The sequence below is a fragment of the Pseudoalteromonas sp. SG44-5 genome, from assembly GCF_014164175.1.
Lineage (GTDB): Bacteria > Pseudomonadota > Gammaproteobacteria > Enterobacterales > Alteromonadaceae > Pseudoalteromonas > Pseudoalteromonas nigrifaciens.
Map to the genome: position 1 here is coordinate 27,322 of NZ_JACJES010000012.1, position 19,878 is coordinate 47,199.

Annotated in this window: 17 protein-coding genes; 12 read left to right on the forward strand and 5 right to left on the reverse strand. The window is 38.9% G+C overall.

Annotated features, from left to right (window positions below; all coding sequences use genetic code 11):
• Window positions 1–2 precede the first annotated feature (2 nt).
• The gene (locus tag H5079_RS12450; protein WP_182684207.1) at window positions 3–920 is read right to left on the reverse strand and encodes a hemin ABC transporter substrate-binding protein; all 918 of its coding nucleotides are present in this window, start codon (window positions 918–920) and stop codon (window positions 3–5) included.
• 67 nt (window positions 921–987) lie between these two features.
• On the opposite strand from H5079_RS12450, the gene H5079_RS12455 reads away from it, so the two are divergent.
• From H5079_RS12455 to H5079_RS12485, 7 genes are all read left to right on the forward strand, one after another.
• Window positions 988–1,740, forward strand: coding sequence for an energy transducer TonB (locus H5079_RS12455; protein WP_220488988.1), 753 nt, complete (start codon window positions 988–990; stop codon window positions 1,738–1,740).
• Window positions 1,741–1,754: 14 nt separating this feature from the next.
• Window positions 1,755–2,306 (forward strand): MotA/TolQ/ExbB proton channel family protein, encoded by a 552-nt coding sequence (locus tag H5079_RS12460; RefSeq protein WP_011329712.1) that lies wholly within the window; start codon window positions 1,755–1,757, stop codon window positions 2,304–2,306.
• On the forward strand, window positions 2,299–2,712 hold the full coding sequence (locus tag H5079_RS12465) for a biopolymer transporter ExbD (RefSeq protein WP_182684209.1): 414 nt from the start codon (window positions 2,299–2,301) through the stop codon (window positions 2,710–2,712). The genes H5079_RS12460 and H5079_RS12465 overlap by 8 nt, the downstream gene beginning before the upstream one ends.
• A 146-nt stretch (window positions 2,713–2,858) precedes the next feature.
• On the forward strand, window positions 2,859–4,946 hold the full coding sequence (locus tag H5079_RS12470) for a TonB-dependent receptor domain-containing protein (RefSeq protein ID WP_182684210.1): 2,088 nt from the start codon (window positions 2,859–2,861) through the stop codon (window positions 4,944–4,946).
• A gap of 45 nt (window positions 4,947–4,991) precedes the next feature.
• Window positions 4,992–6,044, forward strand: a complete 1,053-nt coding sequence (locus H5079_RS12475) for a hemin-degrading factor (RefSeq protein ID WP_182684211.1) — start codon at window positions 4,992–4,994, stop codon at window positions 6,042–6,044.
• 305 nt (window positions 6,045–6,349) lie between these two features.
• The gene (locus H5079_RS12480) at window positions 6,350–7,912 is read left to right on the forward strand and encodes a sensor domain-containing diguanylate cyclase (RefSeq protein ID WP_310736339.1); all 1,563 of its coding nucleotides are present in this window, start codon (window positions 6,350–6,352) and stop codon (window positions 7,910–7,912) included.
• Window positions 7,913–8,168: 256 nt separating this feature from the next.
• Complete coding sequence (locus tag H5079_RS12485; protein WP_002959120.1) at window positions 8,169–8,378, forward strand: cold-shock protein; 210 nt, start codon at window positions 8,169–8,171, stop codon at window positions 8,376–8,378.
• A gap of 1,013 nt (window positions 8,379–9,391) precedes the next feature.
• On the opposite strand, the gene H5079_RS12490 is transcribed toward H5079_RS12485, so the two are convergent.
• Window positions 9,392–10,615, reverse strand: coding sequence for a NupC/NupG family nucleoside CNT transporter (locus H5079_RS12490; RefSeq protein ID WP_011329720.1), 1,224 nt, complete (start codon window positions 10,613–10,615; stop codon window positions 9,392–9,394).
• A 17-nt stretch (window positions 10,616–10,632) separates the two neighbouring features.
• Window positions 10,633–11,262, reverse strand: coding sequence for a uridine kinase (udk, locus tag H5079_RS12495; RefSeq protein ID WP_011329721.1), 630 nt, complete (start codon window positions 11,260–11,262; stop codon window positions 10,633–10,635).
• Between the two features lie 191 nt (window positions 11,263–11,453).
• Between udk and H5079_RS12500 the strand changes: the two genes are divergently transcribed.
• From H5079_RS12500 to H5079_RS12520, 5 genes are all read left to right on the forward strand, one after another.
• Window positions 11,454–12,671: a phosphopentomutase gene (locus H5079_RS12500; RefSeq protein ID WP_179807796.1), complete on the forward strand. Its 1,218-nt coding sequence runs from the start codon at window positions 11,454–11,456 to the stop codon at window positions 12,669–12,671.
• A gap of 13 nt (window positions 12,672–12,684) precedes the next feature.
• A complete protein-coding gene (deoD, locus tag H5079_RS12505) occupies window positions 12,685–13,386 on the forward strand; it encodes a purine-nucleoside phosphorylase (RefSeq protein ID WP_011329723.1) in 702 nt (233 codons plus the stop codon).
• A gap of 645 nt (window positions 13,387–14,031) precedes the next feature.
• A complete protein-coding gene (locus tag H5079_RS12510; protein WP_182684212.1) occupies window positions 14,032–14,775 on the forward strand; it encodes a ferredoxin--NADP reductase in 744 nt (247 codons plus the stop codon).
• A gap of 214 nt (window positions 14,776–14,989) precedes the next feature.
• Window positions 14,990–15,730, forward strand: a complete 741-nt coding sequence (locus tag H5079_RS12515; protein ID WP_182684213.1) for a nuclear transport factor 2 family protein — start codon at window positions 14,990–14,992, stop codon at window positions 15,728–15,730.
• A 27-nt stretch (window positions 15,731–15,757) separates the two neighbouring features.
• The gene (locus tag H5079_RS12520) at window positions 15,758–16,078 is read left to right on the forward strand and encodes a hypothetical protein (RefSeq protein WP_011329726.1); all 321 of its coding nucleotides are present in this window, start codon (window positions 15,758–15,760) and stop codon (window positions 16,076–16,078) included.
• Here H5079_RS12520 and H5079_RS12525 read toward each other — a convergent pair.
• Together H5079_RS12525 and H5079_RS12530 are read right to left on the reverse strand one after the other, a co-directional pair.
• Complete coding sequence (locus H5079_RS12525; RefSeq protein WP_011329727.1) at window positions 16,068–16,961, reverse strand: TPR end-of-group domain-containing protein; 894 nt, start codon at window positions 16,959–16,961, stop codon at window positions 16,068–16,070. The genes H5079_RS12520 and H5079_RS12525 overlap by 11 nt on opposite strands.
• A 758-nt stretch (window positions 16,962–17,719) precedes the next feature.
• Window positions 17,720–19,321: an ABC-F family ATPase gene (locus H5079_RS12530; RefSeq protein WP_011329728.1), complete on the reverse strand. Its 1,602-nt coding sequence runs from the start codon at window positions 19,319–19,321 to the stop codon at window positions 17,720–17,722.
• Between the last annotated feature and the right edge of the window lie 557 nt (window positions 19,322–19,878).

The window sequence follows — 19,878 nt, forward strand, 5'->3', positions numbered from 1 at the left end:
TATTACTCACTTAGCTCAATGTTAGGTTGAGAGGTTTTAGCAAAGCGAAACTTATACGTTGTAGGTAATTTAGCATTAGGGTGTAAAACACTTGCAAGCTCAACTACCGCTTGTGGTGTACGTGGGCCCATGCCTAATAAATAACTGCCATCAAAGCTATAAACTTGCTTATTTTTAACTGCATTAGAGAACTTAAAATGTGCTAGTTTTGAGACGTTTTCCATAGGGGTGTCGCCGTGTCGTCCCATAGTAATAATTGCGTCTGGATTAAGAGCAAGGGCCGCTTCAGTTGAAAGCGGTTTCCAATTTTGTATGTGCTCTGCTGCAATATTAATTGCTCCAGCGGCATTTATTAATTCATTTGCAGAGGTATTTGCCCCGGCTACAATAGGTTGCCCGCTGCGTACATTAAGAATAAAAAGTACTCTCGGCTTATAAGTACTTTGTTGTAAAACAGTGTTTAAAGCAGCTCTGTCTATTGCCAAACTATTTGCAAGTTGCTCTCCCTTTTTAGGTACATTGAGTAAACGTGCAATGTGTTTTATTTTAGCTTCAATACCTAAAAAGTTATCTTCTTGTGTAAGTATGGTCATGTTTATTCCCGTACTTTTTAGCTGCTCTACTACCTTTTGAGGTCCTGTGTCGGCTTCGCCTAAGAGTAAATCTGGGCTGAGCGATAATATCCCCTCTGTACTTATTTTTCGTACGTACCCTATTTGCGGTTTTTTAGTCGCAGCACTTGGAAATACACTGGTGCTGTCTACACCTACAATACGATGCTGCTCATTAAAGGCATAAATAATTTCAGTTATTGAGCCTCCCGAAACAACAATTCTTTGTGCCGAGAATGGAGCTGAATTACTGCTACAAGCAAATGTTAACAGGGTAAGCGTAATTAAATATGTGTATAGGGGTTTCATAACAAATCCAATGTTGATACTATCAATAAACACGAACAATAACAGTTATCATTTAGATTTAAAAGCTATGAAGTTTACTATTTTTATATTACTGTCAGCAGTTGCTCATTATATTGGGTTGTTTATGCAACCTGTCTCCCCTAAAGCTATGACATTTTCGCAGGGGCAAAAAGCCGATCGTGTGGCAATTAATATTATTAACTCAACCCAGGTTAACGCCAGTAAAGTAGCTAAAAAAATACCAGCTGAGCCAAAACTAACAGCGTCTGTAGTTAAAAACGATAATGTTAGTACTGAGTTTTCGGGCACCAAGCAGCACCTTAAAGTAGTAAAAAAAACACCTGAAAATATAAAAAAAATAATAGATAACCCGCCAAAAAAACCAGCTAAAGCCAAACCGGTTAACACAGCTAAAAACACTGAGCATAAAAAGTCTGTAAAAAACGCCCCAGCAAACAAAAATAAAATAAAGCCTGCTGCGCCCAGTTCTAGTACAACAAAACTAAGTAACCAACACTCTGCTGCTAATCAATTAGTTACCGTAACCGAATTACCATTATTTAAAGCCCCTAAGCCAATGTTAACGTATCCGTTACGGGCTAAAAAAAGAGGTTACGAAGGGGTTACGTTATTGCAAATTGAGTTAAATAAGCAGGGGCATATAGCAAAATTAACTGTGTTAAAAAGCAGCGGATTTACTGAGCTCGATAAAGCTGCTTTAAATAATGTAGCGCAGTGGCAGTTTCATCCTGTTGTTAAAAATAACCACCCGATAAAAGCACGATTTAGCGTGCCAATTCGGTTTTCGTTAAACGTATAACAAAGAGTAATAACATGCAGTCAACTTTTAATGCGGTAGGTATTATGGCTTGGCCATTACTATTGGTGTCAATTATAGCTTTGGCTATTGTGCTGGAGCGCAGCACTATTTTAATTATTGCTAAGTGGCAATTAAAGCAACATAAACTAGGTACAAGTCAATTTGCAATTACGCTGCAAGCTAAGCAGTTGTTGCACAGTGAGCAACGTCTTCAATGGTGCCAATTGTATTTACAAGACTGCTTAATTGATTGGCGAAAACGGCTAAACATATTGAGTTTATTGGCCTCTTTAAGCCCTTTAATGGGGTTACTTGGTACTGTGTGGGGGTTGGTCGTTATGTTTAAACGCATTGCCGAAACTAATCAAGCGGTTACGCCTGCTTTACTAGCTGATGGCTTGTGGGAAGCTATGTATTCAACCATGGCTGGATTAGTTATTGCTATTCCATGTTTATTAGTTAGCGGCTTATTAAACACCATACTAGAAGGGTTACAAAATGATTTTACAAGAATCATCAATCATTTAAATTATAAGTTTACCTATAGTGACTCACCTTATGCTTAGCTTGCCACCGCGTAATACAGCGGCGCAATTAGTGCCAGACTTAACCGCTTTGCTTGATGTGTTATTTATTTTATTGGTTTTTTTATTACTAACAGCAGCGGTTAAGTTAAATATGCTTGATGTAACGCTTCCCGATACAGGTAAAAACACCAGCACACCGGTACAACAAGCAGATGTAAAGGTGCTTAGTATTCGGTTAGAGCATAATAAGCTTCAATACGCCCTCGAAAAAGAATCATTTACTTCGTTAAATGAAGCGATTAACGCCTTAAAAAACAGTAAAAAAAGCTTACCTCTGTATTTAGCGGTTGATCAGCAAGTACCTAGCGGCGAATTAGTAAAGCTATTAGCTAAACTTTCTGCTGAAAAGTATCAAGTTGCAAATATTTTAGTTAAAAGCGATTGATAACCATTATCATTTAGTGTTTATTTTGTTATAGTCAAAGTGCTTTAGGCAGTAGGGGCTAACCCAAAGCGCTATGTAACTTTTTTGCATTCAATATAAGTAGAGCAAAAGAGTAAACAAAATATAATTATTAAATGGAGTAAATAATGCGTATTACCAAACTGGCAGCTTGCCTTGCCACTCTGTCTTCGCCCTTAATGGCAGCTGATCTTGAAAACCCTAACCACACTAATATGCCGGTTACAGCACTTGATGCAGTAACCGTAACGGCAACCCGTACCGCAAAGTCTGCACTAAATTCAGCTCAAGCCGTTAATGTTATTAACGCAGAACAAATAGAGCAAGTACTTGCTAGTAGCGTATTCGACAGCCTTATTAGTATTCCTAACGTTACTGCAACCGGTGGCCCACGTAATATGGGGCAAAAGTTTAATGTGCGTGGTTTTAGTGACGCAGAAGATGTGTTAATAAGCGTAGATGGTGCAATTCAAACATTTGAAAAGTATCGAATGGGGAGTTTTTTTTCAGATCCTGAACTTTATCGCTCTGTAAATGTTAAACGTGGACCAAGTACTGTTTTGCATGGCGGTGGTGCTTTAGGTGGTGTGGTAGAAATGGAACTTAAAGATGCCAGCGACTTTTTAGCACCGGGTGAGCAAGGTGGCGTTAAAGTTAAGCTAGGTCACCATGGCAATAATAATGAAAATAACGGTACCGTATATGCTTATGCACGCCCTACCGACTCATTAGATATACTTACTTCGTATGTAAAACGCAGTAGTGGCGACTTTAAGTTATCAAATGGTGAAACGCTTGATAATTCGGGTATTGAGGCAGAATCGCTGCTTTTAAAAGCAGAGTACTACTTAAACGAAGACTCCTTAATTGGATTGTCGTATACAAAAAGTGAAGACAATCAGCGCACCGAGTTTAATACTACCGATCCTGGCGCATGGGGTACGGTATATAGAGAAATAGAACAGTCGGTTACTAATTTAAGCTATGAGCTTAACCCCGCCAATAATCCTTATGTAAATTTAACAGCGCGCTTAGGGCGCACCCAAAGTCAGGTTGTTGAAAGCGATGGTTCAGGCACTTTAAAAGATTTTATTGGCTTAGAGTCTAACTACGAATACAACATAACCACACTTGATATTGCGAATACATCTTTAATTAAACAGCATGCTTTAACCTATGGCATGCAATATTCTGAAAAAGATCGAGTGGGAACCAAGTTAAGTTATCCATGCCTTAATTTAGACATGCAAACTTATCAATGTATTGATTATGCAGAGCAAGCAATACAAAACGAAATAACATCACAGCCCGGAGGTACTCAAAAACGCATAGGCGTTTACCTACAAGACGAATTTACTTGGCAGGCATTAACGCTTACCACAGGGCTACGTTATGAAAAGTATAAAACCACAGCAACCTCTAGCTTTGCCAACTCATTTAATAATTTAGATACCGATGTTGATCACTCTCAAGTGGTGCCTGCATTAACCGCTCACTATCAAATTAATAACCAGCTAGCTGTTTTTTCAAGTTATCAGCAAGGATTTAGAGCCCCATTAATAGATGAGCTTTATGATCAATATGGTGGGCGTGATCCGGCACTCGAACTTAAAGTAGAAAACAGCACCAATAAAGAAATAGGTGCGAGTTACCAAAACCAAAACATATTTACAAACAGAGATGCTTTAACTGCCCGTGTTATTTATTTTAAAGTAAAAATAGATGACGAAATTCAATCAAACACCAATATAGCCACTAATCCCGAACCCGCAGCGCGTTATAACAATAGTGGCGAAAACCAACGAGACGGCATTGAGTTTGAAATTAATTATGCACATACCCTAGGTTATGCCAACTTTTCTTATAGTCGAATATCAGGTGAAAACCAAAACAATGAACCACTTTGGTATTTACCAGCAGATAAATTTGCACTAAGTAGCGGGTTAAACTTTTTTAACGACGTGCTAAAAACAGGCTTTAATATTCAACATGTTAATGATCGCACTGTACTTGTATCAGGCATTGAGCAGCAACATAAAAGTTATGTTTTAGCCGGTATAAACGCCAGTTGGGATATTAACGACAGCTGGAATGCCCGCTTAGCAATAGATAATTTATTTGATAAAGAATACCAAGTTATAGCGGGTACTACAGGCGCCATTGGCGACTATGGTGTTGGCCGTAATATTAAAACGCAAATTAGTTTTAAATTTTAAGTTGCCGTAATGGTCACTTAGGCCATTACCTTTTAGGAGTAAATTATGAATACCTTAGTTAACCAATATCAAACATTAAAAGTAGCGCAGCCCAATATTCGCAGTGTAGATGCCGCCGTACAACTTGGCACCACAGAAGCACAACTTATTGCTTCTCAAGTAGGGCAGCAAGCAATTAAATTAAATATTAATCAAATCGAAAACATTCTCAAAGGGTTAAAAAAGCTAGAACATGTAATGGCACTTACACGCAACGGCGTTGTAGTGAGTGAAATTAAAGGCTGCTACGAAAAACTGTATACCTCACAGCGTAATAATAAAAAAATGGGGATAGCAATTAACCCAGGAGGCATAGATTTAAGGTTGTTTTTATCGCAATGGGCCAGTGTATTTGCTGTTAAGTTAAATAACATGGTGAGCATTCAGTGCTTTGATAAACATGGCCGAGCCGTTCATAAAATATTTAATACCGATAAAACTAATTTAACCGCGTATCAGGCGCTAATTAATAAATATAGCGACCCAGAGCAAAGCACTACATTAATGGTCGAGCCAATCAACCCCCAAGAGCTTGAGACCACACCGCAAGAAAATATAAATGTAGCAGGCTTTTTAACCGCATGGGAAAACTTGCAAGATGTGCATCATTTTCCGGCATTATTAACCCAGTTTAAAGTAGGCAGAATACAAGCACTTGAACTTGCACAGCCCAATTGGGCACAAGAAATACCAACCGCAAGCTTACCGTTAATATTTAGCACGTTAAAAGAGCAGCAAAGCGAGGTAATGATTTTTGTAAATAACAACGCCGCGGTGCAAATATACTCAGGAGCACTCAATAACTTAAAGCAAGTAGGGCCTTGGTATAACGTGCTTGATGAAGACTTTAATTTACATATTAAAAATGAAGATTTAGCCCGTGCTTTTGTCGTTAAAAAACCAACAGATAACGGTAATACTGTGGTGCACTCAATAGAGTTTTTTGATGAGAGCAGCAACACAGTTATGACCTTATTTGGCCGCAGGGTTGAAGGTAAAGAGCAACCGAAGCAGTGGATAACGCTGTGTAATAAATTAATCGACTGTTATAAAAGTTAACTTGATACAACACATTTATAATTATTGTCTACCGATAGGTAGGCAATAATTAACCGGAACTCTGGTTAAGAGATTTATTAACGTTTTGAATTATAATTAGATTTATTTTCTTTAGCCATAAGTTTTCAGTGAAAACAAGGCGAATTTACGCGTCAATAAATGCTTGAGATAGGTTTATTATTCGGAGCTTAGGTTAATTAGTACTGCACATTATTAAAGTTGGTTAGATTCTTGGTTTTAAAGCAGGTAGTATAAAATGTATTGAATATATTATGCATGCAAGTTGTACGTGAGGTATAAACAGGGTGTTTCACAAACTATTACCAACATTAAACCTCAGGTTTCTTATACTATTACTTGTTTTGCTTGCCTCTATTGGCACCTTAGTAAGTAGTTTTTATGCTACTTATCAAGTGCAAAAAGAGCAGTTAATCAACTACACGTTACACAGTAATTACGCTTATGCTAATAAGCTTGCTTCAGCAACAGACAGCTTTCTTGAAGCGGCCATGCAACAACTAGCTTATTCAGCAAACAAGTTAGAACAAAACATAACCGATGATGCATTTTTAAAAGAGGAAGCAGCACGGTTAAAGTTACAAACGAATAGCTTTAACTCTGTAGTTATAAATATTCACGGTATAAGCGTTGCAACTTACCCTAATTTACCCCTGGTTATTAATAAACCGCTTGGCTCAGTAGGAGCCTTACAAGCACGAAAACATAAAAAACCAATTATTAGCATGCCGTATATGTCGGCAGCAGGTAACTTAATTGTTTTTATTTCACATCCTCTGTTTTCTAACAACGGCGACTATTTAGGTTATCTTGGCGGCTCGTTGTATTTAAATGAGCGCAGCATTTTAAATAATTTATTAGAACAAGATTACTTTAAAGGCGGAACGCACATTTATGTTGTTGATAAAAACAAACAGATTTTGTATCACCCACAAGCTGCGCGTATTGGTTCTAAAATAGCTCACAACAAGGTTATAAATAAAGTTATAGAAGGACAAAGTGGCAGTGCCAACATTGTAAATAGCTTAAACGAAAGCATGCTTGCCGGTTATGCCCCAGTTAAATTAGCTAACTGGGGAGTTGTAGTGCAACGCTCTGTTAAGAGCACATTGAGCCCGCTAGATGGGTTAGTTGCACAGGTTATTAAGCGTACTTTACCAACGGTTGTAATCACATTAATTTTAATCGGCTTGTTTGCGCATTTTATTTCTAAGCCACTTAAGCGACTAGCTGATATTGCAAATAGAACTGATGAATTGAATCATGAAAGTGAGTTGAGAAAAGTTAAGTCATGGTATTTTGAAAGTCAGCAATTAAAAACAGCAATGTTAAAAGGCGAAAGTATTTTACAGCTGCAAATAGGGCAGTTACGCCACGATGCACAAACAGATCCTCTAACGGGGATTCATAATCGCAGAAGTTTAAAAGTATGGCTTGATAAACTAATCCACGAACAAACGTTATTTACCATTTTAGAAATAGACATCGACTTTTTTAAACGCGTAAATGATACATATGGCCACGACAAAGGCGATGAAGCACTCAAAGCATTAACCAAGCTTATTCAAAGTGTTGCTCGCAAAGATGATATTGTTGCGCGCATTGGCGGCGAAGAATTTGTGCTTGTAATACCTAATCAAAACAGTGAAGGTGCATTTAAAATAGCAGAAAGGCTGCGCCTTGCAGTTGAGTCGTCATATATAGATACCATTGGTTATATAACCATATCAATAGGTATTGCTAGTTACCCAGAGCACGGCACAAATATTGAACAAGTATTTAAAAAAGCCGATAACGCACTGTACTATGCAAAAGAGCATGGCCGTAATCGTAGTGTTATTGCTAATTAAATAGAGTAACTGCAAGGCCCTTAACTTAAATAAGGTTTAATATTTTAAAATTATTTAAATAATAAACTTGACACAAATTAAAATTTCTATATAGTGGGCCACAGCTAGAAAGAAAGCATGTAATCTATAAATCTCCATTTCGATGTTGTATAAGTAATACTTGTAGTACCGTCCTGAAGTTTTTAAAGTACCATCTCATTTTTTGCTACACCCGCTCATATGAGCATATTTTTTATTTTTATATCAGGATATTACAATGTCTAACATCGTATCAGGTACAGTTAAGTGGTTTAATGAGTCTAAAGGTTTTGGTTTCATCGAGCAAGAAAATGGCCCAGACGTTTTCGCACATTTCTCAGCAATCAAAAGCGAAGGTTTCAAAACTTTAGCTGAAGGCCAACGTGTAGAGTTCACTCTTTCACAAGGTCAAAAAGGTCCACAAGCTGATAACATCACAGCTGTATAATTTTACTTTTTAAGTAAAATGAAAAAAAGCGCTTAAGGCGCTTTTTTTGTGCCTAAAATTTGGTATTCCTCGGTAACTCTCCCCACAGTATTGTATTTCAACGTATTAAACTTAACTAGCCAAGCTTCGCTAAAATACAGGTGCCAGGCTCCAAGCTTTAGGCTCTAGGTTTCAGGATTTATATCTCAGGCAGAATTTGCCAAGCTCAATGTGTATAGCTTTGGCCGTAAATGCAAAAGGTAGCGCTCAGACTTGAGCTATCAATCAACTATCAGCGAGCAGTTAGAACCCCATCCAAATTAATGGCTGCGAAAGTAGGCGGGAGTTTACCTCGCGCTTTTTGCTGTGTTTTCGATGCTGGGTATAAACTTACCCTGGGCGAGTAGCTTGTTACCTGCCGCACGCTCGTAGTACGAAAAACGTATTCGTAAAGGTGATGAGATCACAAAGTAGTGATTTAAACCCTAGAGATGAAATGCCAGCATGAGGCAAAACAGGTTTTATATTTCAGGTTTTAGGCGTTTGATGCAAGCTCAATAAAGTAACTAAGCAAATTCAATGTTTAGCTTTGGCTGTAAATACGAAAAGGGACAGCACTCAGGCTTGAGCTGTCTGCCAGTCAACTATCAACTATCAGCTATCAACTTCTTAATTATTAGCGAGTAGTTATAATCTCACCCAAGTTAATGGTTATGGAAGTAGACGGGAGTTTACCTCGCACGCTTTTTACTGCTTTATATTGCGCTTATGGCAGGGGGATTGTTATCTGATGTTGATCTGTGGTCGATGGTGAATACCATTTTAGTGTTTAAAGGTGGTGGCTGGCAGGTGGTTCTTCACTTTATTATATGATTCAAAGGTTAGCCTTTAAGCTCATTATAAACCTATTTATAAGCTAAAACGATAAAAGGGCCTTGCGGCCCTTGATGAAGTATCGTTCAAGTCAGATAGAGCTTTAACCCCTTAAAGCACTATCCTATTGTTTTGCAACAGTGGTTCATCTCATTAAGTTTCTAAGCTAGCGAGAGGAAAAATCCAGCAATTGCGGCGCTCATAAGGTTAGCCATAGATCCTGCTAACACTGCTCTGAGCCCTAAGCGAGCGATATCCTTTCGCCGACTAGGCGCCATACCGCCTAATCCACCTAGTAAAATGGCTATCGATGATAAGTTAGCAAAGCCACACAGTGCAAAAGTAACAATTGCTTGAGTGTGCGCACTTAACGTATCGCGATAATTTATAAAGTCTAAGTAAGCAACAAATTCATTCACTACTAACTTTTGACCAATAAAGCTACCGGCTAGTATTGCTTCATTCCATGGCACACCAAGTAACCATGCAACAGGCGCAAATACATAACCTAAAATTTCTTGCAGCGTTAATGTCGGGTAGTCAAACCAGCCGCCAATACCGCCTAATAAACCGTTTAACAATGCAATTAATGCTACAAAAGCAAGTAGCATTGCACCTACGTTTAGTGCCAAGTGCATACCACTTGCAGCACCCGATGCGGCTGCATCAATAACGTTAACGGGCTTTTCATCATCTAAATCTAAGTCAGCTAAATTGTCTTTAGGCGTTTCGGTTTCTGGCACAATCATTTTGGCCATTAAAAAGCCGCCAGGAGCCGCCATAAAGCTAGCTGCTATTAAATACTTAAGGTCAATACCAATAATTACGTAACCGGCCATAACAGAGCCTGCTACCGTTGCTAAACCACCTACCATTACGGCAAATAATTCCGACTTGGTCATAGTGGCAATAAAAGGTTTAACAATTAACGGTGCTTCTGTTTGGCCAACAAAAATATTAGCAGTGGCCGATAACGATTCAGTACGTGAGGTTTTTAACAGCTTTTGCAAGCCGCCACCTAAAATCTTAATAACCCACGCCATAATGCCTAAATGATATAACACGGCCACTAACGCAGAGAAAAACACAATTACCGGCAGTACTTGAATAGCAAAAATAAACCCTAATGTATCTTGCGATGCTAAAGGTCCAAACAAAAAGCTTATACCGTCGTTAGCAAAACCAATAACCGATGAAACAGCGGAAGATACACTTGCTAATGCATTTTTGCCTGCATCAAAAAATAATACAAAACCACCAATAATTACTTGCATCGCAAATGCGATACCTACCGTTCTAAGCTTTATTGCTTTGCGATTAGTTGACGCCGCAAACGCAATAGCTAGCAGCATAAACATGCCAACTACGCTCATAAAAGTTGTCATACAAATGTTTCCCGTTACTATTCTTGAAGAATATGTTTAATTTTACTTTTTATTATATCAATCGCAACGCGATTCATGCCGCCTCGAGTGACAACTAGATCTGCATTATGCTTTGACGGTTCTATAAATTGATAAAACATCGGTCTAACAGTTGCTTGGTATTGTTCAACAACAGATTGTAATGTTCTGCCCCTTTGCTCCATATCGCGTTGCATTCTACGCATTAAGCAAATGTCTAAGGGAGTGTCTATAAACACCTTAATATCAAATTCTTTATTAAGCGCTTTATCGCTAAGTAGTAAAATGCCTTCTACGATTAATATTTTAGCTGCAGTTACATACCGCGTTGTTTCGCTGCGAGTATGTTGTGCATAATCATAAATAGGTACTTCTACAGCGTGGCCGTTACGAAGTTGTGTTAAATGCTCATGCATTAGCTTATATTCAAATGCATCAGGATGGTCGTAGTTAGTTTGCGTACGATGTGCAAACGGTAAATGCGACTGATCCTTATAATAAGCATCCTCTTCGATAATGGCGATAGCGCCTGGTTCAAGTTCATTAACCAATTCATTGTAAATTGTTTGGCTAAAAAGAGATTTACCCGACGCTGATGCGCCAGCAATGGCTATAATAGTTCGTGTCACTAAAGTTCTCACCCACACAGGAAGATATATTGTTGGTAGATCACAATAGCAAAAAAGACACGATTAATCTCTTTTGCTTCGCTTAAGGGCGTAAATTTATAATGTTTAGGTTATATGAAACAGGACTTATGTCCTGTGCGTAAAAATCGAAGAGCAGATAAAGTAACCATATTGAATAACGGGAGGTCACAATGGCAAGAGCAATTATCCTAATGGCAGACAGTTTAGGAATTGGCGCAGCACCAGATGCAGATAAATTTGGTGATATTGGCGCGAATACTTTAGCACATCTGCTAAAAGCATATTATGACGAAACAGGCACAGCATTATCGCTACCTAACTTATCAAAGTTAGGGTTAATTGATGCCTGCGAAGCGGCCGGTAAAGAGCCTTGTTTAGTGTCAAATCGTTCAGCATCGCAAGGTGCATGGGGATACGCTAAAGAGCTTTCGAGCGGTAAAGATACGCCATCAGGCCATTGGGAAATGGCGGGAGTACCCGTTTTATTTGATTGGGGTTATTTTCCTAAAACTCAGCCAAGCTTCCCACAAGAATTTATTGACGAGCTTATTGCCCGTACCGGTATCCCAGGCATATTAGGCAACTGCCATGCATCAGGAACCACTATTTTAGAGCAGCTAGGTGAAGAGCACGTTAAAACAGGTAAACCTATCTGTTACACCTCAGCTGACAGCGTGTTTCAAATAGCCGCGCATGAAGAGTCATTCGGCCTAGAAAAGCTTTATCAGGTTTGCGAAACTGCACGGTCGCTACTAGATGAAATGAATATAGGACGAGTGATTGCGCGGCCATTTTTGGGTTCAAATAATCAAGATTTTGCCCGTACCAGCAATCGCCGTGACTACTCGGTATTACCGCCAGCCCCTACATTGCTAGACGTACTAGCAAAAGACGGTGGCGAAGTAATAAGTATTGGCAAAATTTCAGACATATACGCGCATCAAGGTATTACCCAAAAGCATAAAGCACCAGGGTTAATAAACTTGCTGAAAAAAACCAACGAATTAATGCAAAGTGCGCCTGATCACAGCTTAATATTTACTAACTTGGTCGACTTTGACGAAATGTTTGGTCATCGTCGTAATCCTGTTGGGTATGCAAAAGCGTTAAAAGAGTTTGACGATTATTTGCCAACTATATTAAACGCACTTAAAGCCGATGATTTACTAATTATTACTGCCGATCATGGCTGCGATCCAACCTTTCCAGGTTCTGAGCACACCCGTGAATACGTACCAGTAATTGCTTACCAACCGGGTATGACCGACACCCCACTTGGTGAGCGCAATAGTTTTGCAGACATAGGTCAAACCTTAGCACAATGGTTTAACTTACCTGCGCTTGAATACGGTGATGGCTTTATAGATAAGCTAACTACATCTAAATAAAAAGGAAAGATTAATGAGTACTCCGCATATCAATGCAAACGTAGGTGATTTCGCCGAAACAGTATTAATGCCAGGCGATCCGCTACGTGCAAAATATATTGCTGAAAACTTTTTAGATGACGCAAAACAAGTAACCAGTGTACGTAACATGCTTGGCTTTACAGGCACTTACAAAGGTAAGCCAGTAAGCATTATGGGATCGGGCATGGGCATTCCATCAATGTCTTTGTATGCGCGTGAGCTAATTGTTACTTTTGGGGTTAAAAACCTGATTCGTATTGGCACGTGTGGCGGTATTGGTAGCGACGTTAAAATACGCGATGTTATTTTTGCACAAGGCGCATGTACCGATTCAAATGTAAATCGTGCCCGTGTACGCGGTACTGATTTTGCAGCAATTGCTGACTTTGACCTGCTTTTAAACGGCGTCAATGCTGCAAAAGATCTTGGTATTAAAGCAAAAGTAGGTAACGTATTTACTACCGATACATTTTATCAAGCCGACGACACTTTTTATAAAGATTTAGATAAATTAGGTGTGCTTGCTGTTGATATGGAAACAGCCGGTTTATATGGCGTTGCAGCCGAATATGGCGCAAAAGCAATGGCGCTATTCACAGTAAGTGATCATGTGATCACTGGCGAAGCAACTCCTGCTGACGAGCGTCAAAGCACATTTAACGAAATGGTTAAAATTGCTTTAGAGTCTATCTAAGTAATTGGCTATTTAAGTAAAACAGTTCCTTGGTAACGTATTCACTAAATTTTGGAGACACGCCCAAAGTGAAGTGAGACTAAACCCCAAAGCCGCATTAATGCGGCTTTTTTTATGCTTAAACTTTAGTTTTTAACGTGAGTTAGCTCTGCATCTACAAATTAAGTTTAAGCCAGATATTATTTTGCAGCCAAGCAACTTACTGGCGTAATGCGCTAAAACCTGTTTGTATACTTTCACACCTTCTGCTCTTTATACAAAAACATCTAAGCCCATTTATTCACAAAGAGAGTATGAGACGCTGCGCTTTTAGAGGAATAACAAAGCCAAGAACAATGTGTTTTATGTCTACTCATTTACTCTCATTGTCTTCTCTTTGTGCAAATTGTTGTCGCGCATTTTAAATTAAAACCTGTTCACAAAGAGGCAATGAGGCGCTGTGCTTTAGTGGGTGAAAAGAGCTGTGGGTTGTGTGAAAAATAAATCTAGCTCTACTTATTTATTTCCTATTTTCACTCGTAAAATTTGGCAGCTAATTACTCTATAAGTATTTGTTACTTAATGTTAAGGTTTAAGCTCTAAAACGCACATTTAAAGTAAGTCAGTAACCTTAATACTTTATAGCCGATAATATAGGAGCTAACTATGTCTAATTGGGTTGATGCAACAGTAAAAACAATTACTTGGTGGACAGACTCGTTATTTAGCATAACGGTAAATGCCGACGTTGAGCCATTTAAAGCGGGGCAGTTTACTAAGCTATCTATAATGGATGGTGATAAGCGCATTGCGCGGGCTTACTCCTACGTTAATGCCCCCGATGACCCCAATTTAGAGTTTTACCTAATAAACGTAGTTGACGGTTTACTCTCATCGCATTTAGCCAAGCTACAACCAGGCGATAATGTATTAATAGAGCGCCGTGCTACGGGCTTTTTTACCCTTGACGAAATACCCGCCAGCGAGCAGTTATGGATGCTTAGTACCGGCACCGCTTTGGGACCATTTTTATCCATGCTACAACAGAGCGAAGTATGGCAAAAGTATCAGCATATAAACCTAGTACATGGTGTACGTTTAAATGACGATTTAAGCTATCAGGAGCTTATAAACACGCTACTTGAAGCTCATCCTAAGCAGTTAAATTACATTCCCGTAGTGAGTCGTGAGCAAGCTGATGTAGGGTTGCACGGACGAATAACGGATGCGATAGCTAATAAGCAATTGTTTTCGCACGTTGGGCTAGATGCCACGCCCGAAAATGCACAGTTTATGATCTGTGGTAATCCGCAAATGGTAAAAGACACCACCGAATTACTAATAAGCCAAAATTACCAACGCAATCGCCGTAGAACCCCCGGCCACATAACAGTTGAGCAATATTGGTAGTTAGGCGTGTGTATTTTGCTCGCTTGAACGTGTAGCAATATGTTTGGTTTTTAGGTAAATAAGTACCTATTTAGTGTGGTTATTCCTTTAAATGGGCAATAACCATGCTAAATACCAAACATGCTCTAGTACTAAACAGATAATCACTACCCCAAAACTGTAAAATTTGCTATGTTGCGCCCTAACAGTATTTCGTGCTCATTTTAGGAAAACTATGAAATCTTTACCTATCGTTTTTGCTTTTATATTTATTGGTGCCGCGGCGCTTGTTTACGCAACAGAGCAAGAAACCAACACAACAGCGCAAAGCAGTGCAGAGCAAGCTAAGCCTGTAATTGAAAAACAGCAGCAAGCTGCCGACGAGTCAAAGCAACAAGTTACAGATAGGCTCAATACCCTAGAACATAAAGAAGCAGTATTAACAAAACCAGTTGTTGATCCTAACAAAGTAGACGACTCAAAAGTACTTGGCACCGAAACTCCTAAGCCAGTTGAAAAAATTAAAAATAAAGAAGAAAAAGCCGCCGCTATAGCCAAAGCTGAGCAAGTAGTAACGCAAGCTAAAGAAGCCTTAACGCAAAAACAGCAAACAAAAGCCAAACAATCGCGCGAATCATTAGCTGTAATTGAACAATTAGTTAAAGCCTATAACGCCCGTAATATTGAAGAGTTTATTCGGGTTTATGCCGAAGACGTTGAATTTTATATTTTTCCTAACGAGCTGCTATTTAAAGGTAAAGAAAAACTAATAGCTCGTTATGGCTTAATGTTTAAAAAGCTAAAATGCATTCATTCATCACCAATTAAACGCATAGTACATGGCGACATAGTAATTGATCATGAATTATCAGAAACCTGCTCAGTAGATAAAAACGTAATAGATAAACGCTCAGAGCTTATTTCAAGCTATCAAGTTAAAGATGGTAAAATAATTCGTGTGTTATTTTTTCGATAACTCATAACTAGGTAAGTAAGTATCAAAATGCAGTTAAACGACGAGAAAAAAATTCGCCTAGAGTATCGGGTAGAGCCAGGCTGTTTAGGCCCACAAGGGCTAAGCCACATAGAAGATTTTTGTCGCTATGCTAATAAGCATATTAAATCACCATATTATGCGCAATTTTTATTTACCCCTCGTTACGACAAGCAAAAAAGTGAACGTCAATACAGCGTAAATAGCCGTAACTTATCGCAAGTTCAGGCCAAGCTGTACTTTGATCACTTTCAAATAAATATAGTAGAGTTTGAAGAGCAGCTCGACGAGCTGCTCAGTAAAGCAATAGATCTGTACTTTAAACGCTAGTCGCACTCAAAATTTCGTTAAAGCTTTCGTTGTCGTGTAGGCTAGCAAACGCACTCTCGTGCAGTAATTCATTGCGTAAGTTAGGTGAGTAATCTAACGCCATTTTAATATCGGCCAACGCATCGGCATGTTCATGAATTAACGCATAAGCACACGCACGTTGCCAATAAGCATAGCCATAATCGCTGTCTATCTCTATTGCTTGGTTACATAGCTCAATAGCTTGTGCTGTATCGTTAATTTCTAGCAGTGCATCGGCTTTATAAGCAATAGCTTCTACGTCTTCGGGTTTACGTTTTAAAATTTCGTCAAAAATTTCAATTTTATTAGCAAAATCACTTTCTAAATTAGCCCGCATCCACAGTGAATGAACTTCATTAGTGACCGAAATACGTTCTTGGTTACTGAGTATTTCTTCAGAGCGAACGCGCAGTTTTTCTTCAAGAATTTTTAAGCGATCTTCATACTCATCGGTAATAACGCTTACTCGGGTATTTACTATGTCTTCTACTTTATTTTTAACATCGCGCAGTGAGTTCCAACCAACTAATACTAAAATTGATGCGGTAGCAGTAATAATAAAAAATACATTGTTAATGGTATCAGTAGTATAGGTAATTGCACGGTCAGCGGTATCTAGCTGGGCATGAGTTACTTGTTTAGTTACATCCTCACGCAGTTTTTGCTGATCTTGACGCACAGCTCTAAGCTCATCAAGAATATAACGCTCCATTAGCGGTTTATACATAGGAGCAGCTAGCCCATCAACAGCTTGGTTTTGTTGCTGCTCGGTGGGAGCCGAAAAAGGGTCATCTTCAGCAGCAATGATTGCTGTAGAATTAAAAGTTACGCAAATAAACAATAGTAATAAAAAGTAACGCATAGTACGCCTAATAAATAAAATCAATAAATCGCTAAGGCAACTTTAACATGCACAGATTCAGGGTACTAGAGGAGGTTGCTGTTTCGTTAAACACTTTATAGCGCAGGTTAGGTAATTAACGTTAGTTTGCAGCAATTAGACATTTTTAGACGCTATTGATAAAAATTAGGCAAAAAAAACCAGCTCAAGGTGAGCTGGCAAAAACTACTTAAAACAACATAATGTCAAAGGGAAAAACAATAAGTTAGATTGCATAATAACGCGACTAAGCTGAACAATTACTTAACTCAATTCAATACTTTAAATTAAGTTACAAAAATAAATAAGGTGTATAAATCATCAAAAAATACACCTTTTTTAACTTACATGGCGAAGGGGAATATACACAGTGACCTTGGTTACCCGACAGCCAACTTTTTAAGCCCTTCACATTACATTACGTCGCTTATTTTAAAAGCGATCATTTTTATTATTTAAAATGCGCGGCATAAAGCCCCGCCTACAAAAGTTGCACAAAGAGTAGGTAATGAGAGTAAATGAGTAGAGCAGTTCCATTTTATCTGCAGTTCGAAACTTACAGCTCTTTTCACCCTCTAAAGCGCAACGCCTCATACCCTCTTTGTGAGTTAATTACTTAAAAAACAATTGCTCACAGGCCAAAGCCCAAGCTCGAAACACAAATAACAAGCACAAAAAAACGGCGCTAAAGTTAGCACCGTTTTTACTTAATACTTAAATAGAGTATTTAAAAGCTGTTATTACGCTACTTTTTTCTCTTCACAACTGGCTAGGTACTCGTCAAACGAGCCTTGAAAGTCGATTACTTGTTTATCTTTAATATCAATAATACGCGTAGCAAGTGACGATACAAACTCACGGTCATGGCTTACAAAAATAAGCGTACCTTGAAAGTCTTTTAACGCATTGTTAAGTGCTTCAATGGCTTCCATATCCATGTGGTTTGTAGGCTCGTCCATTACTAGTACGTTAACGTCTTGCATCATTAACTTACCAAATAACAAACGGTTTTTTTCACCACCTGAACAGTTACGCGCTTTTTTGTTTGAATCGTCTGCTGTAAACAACAAACGGCCTAACATGCCACGTACCATTAAATCGTTGTGCTTAGCGGTGCGCCACTGCGACATCCAATCAAACAAGGTTAAGTCGTTATCAAAATCTTTAGTGCTGTCTTGCGGGCAATAACCAAAAGTAGCATTTTCAGACCACTTAACTTCGCCCTCTAAGCTTTTAAGCTCGTCTACTAAACAGCGTAAAAAGGTAGTTTTACCCACACCATTTTCGCCAATTACCGCAAGCTTAGCGCCGGCTTCAAGTAATAAGTCGCCGCCAGAGAACAACATTTCGCCATCAAAGCCATGGCCAATTTTATTAACTTCAAGCGCTTGGCGATACATTTTTTTACCTTCGTCAAAGCTTAGCGAAGGGCTCATACGGCTTGACGATTTAACTTCATCAAGTTTAATTTTATCCATTTTTTTAGCACGCGAACTTGCTTGTTTCGCTTTAGATGCGTTAGCACCAAAACGGTTAACAAAGTCTTGTAGTTCGTCAATTTCAGCGCTCTTTTTCGCGTTTTCAGCAAGTAATTGCTCGCGTTGTAGGCCAGCAGCTTCTAAAAATTTCTCGTAGTTACCAGGGTAAATACGCAGCTCGCCGTAATCAATGTCGGCCATGTGTGTACATACCGAGTTTAAAAAGTGACGGTCATGCGAAATAATAATCATGGTACATTTACGCTTGTTAAGCTCGTTAGCAAGCCAGGTAATTGTATGAATATCTAAGTTATTGGTAGGTTCATCGAGTAGCAAAATATCAGGGTTTGCAAACAACGCTTGTGCTAAAAGCACACGTAGTTTCCAGCCCGGCGCTACGTTTGCCATTAAGCCATAATGAAATTCTTTATCGATACCCGCTTCTAGCAAAATTTCTTCAGCGCGGCTTTCTGCCGTGTAACCGTCCATTTCTGCAAATACGCTTTCTAGCTCAGCTACTTTCATGCCATCGTCTTCGCTCATTTCTGGCAAAGAGTAAATACGTTCGCGCTCTTGCTTTACTTTCCAAAGCTCCACGTCGCCCATAATTACAGCGTCAACTACGCTAAATTCTTCAAATGCAAACTGGTCTTGGCTTAGGTTACCTACTTTTAACCCAGGAGTAATAGATACATTACCGGCACTTGGCACAAGTGCCCCGCTTAAAATTTTCATGAAAGTCGACTTGCCGCAGCCGTTAGCGCCAATTAAACCGTAACGGTTACCGTTACCAAATTTAGCTGAAATGTTTTCAAACAACGGCTCTGCGCCAAACTGCATCGTGATATTTGCGGTGGAGATCAAAAAAATGTAATCCTAGAAAAAGTACTGACAGGGATAGGCTGCAGCAAAACGCCACAAACAAGAACCAGACAATAGGGTAAATTAGCTGGCGAATTATACAGATCCAAAGCCAAAGATGAAAGGTAAAAGAAACTTAAAAAATAGCCAGTAGGGCAAGAGCAGGTTTTAGGTGTCAGGCTTGAGGTTTTAGGTAAAAATTAACCAAGGTTAATGTACAAGAGTAGCGGGAGTTTACTTCGCGCTTATGGGCTGTAGGCGTTGAGCTTGCTGACGCGAAAAGCGCAGCTTTTAATGTGTAGGCACGATTATACACTCGGATTAATTTAAACGTGTTGTGCGGTTTTTAAATTTAGTAATAACAAAAGCTTGTACTTAATTGTTTAAAAGTTAAGGCTAAATTTACATAATTGTAAAAGCAGGCGCGTATTAATGATAATGGCGTAGTTTTTATTGGTTATATAACTAATAAGCCTATATTTATTTTTACCAATCAGGTAAATTGTTTTAAATGAATACTAACTTAATAATACGTTAGTTATTAACAGATAAGCCAAGGA

Coding starts and splice junctions, on each gene's coding strand:
- H5079_RS12455 (WP_220488988.1), top strand. CDS start 988: ATGAAGTTTACTATTTTTATATTACTGTCAGCAGTTGCTCATTATATT.
- H5079_RS12485 (WP_002959120.1), top strand. CDS start 8,169: ATGTCTAACATCGTATCAGGTACAGTTAAGTGGTTTAATGAGTCTAAA.
- H5079_RS12490 (WP_011329720.1), bottom strand. CDS start 10,615: ATGACAACTTTTATGAGCGTAGTTGGCATGTTTATGCTGCTAGCTATT.
- H5079_RS12525 (WP_011329727.1), bottom strand. CDS start 16,961: ATGCGTTACTTTTTATTACTATTGTTTATTTGCGTAACTTTTAATTCT.
- H5079_RS12460 (WP_011329712.1), top strand. CDS start 1,755: ATGCAGTCAACTTTTAATGCGGTAGGTATTATGGCTTGGCCATTACTA.
- H5079_RS12475 (WP_182684211.1), top strand. CDS start 4,992: ATGAATACCTTAGTTAACCAATATCAAACATTAAAAGTAGCGCAGCCC.
- H5079_RS12470 (WP_182684210.1), top strand. CDS start 2,859: ATGCGTATTACCAAACTGGCAGCTTGCCTTGCCACTCTGTCTTCGCCC.
- H5079_RS12500 (WP_179807796.1), top strand. CDS start 11,454: ATGGCAAGAGCAATTATCCTAATGGCAGACAGTTTAGGAATTGGCGCA.
- H5079_RS12510 (WP_182684212.1), top strand. CDS start 14,032: ATGTCTAATTGGGTTGATGCAACAGTAAAAACAATTACTTGGTGGACA.
- deoD (WP_011329723.1), top strand. CDS start 12,685: ATGAGTACTCCGCATATCAATGCAAACGTAGGTGATTTCGCCGAAACA.
- H5079_RS12515 (WP_182684213.1), top strand. CDS start 14,990: ATGAAATCTTTACCTATCGTTTTTGCTTTTATATTTATTGGTGCCGCG.
- H5079_RS12450 (WP_182684207.1), bottom strand. CDS start 920: ATGAAACCCCTATACACATATTTAATTACGCTTACCCTGTTAACATTT.
- H5079_RS12520 (WP_011329726.1), top strand. CDS start 15,758: ATGCAGTTAAACGACGAGAAAAAAATTCGCCTAGAGTATCGGGTAGAG.
- H5079_RS12465 (WP_182684209.1), top strand. CDS start 2,299: ATGCTTAGCTTGCCACCGCGTAATACAGCGGCGCAATTAGTGCCAGAC.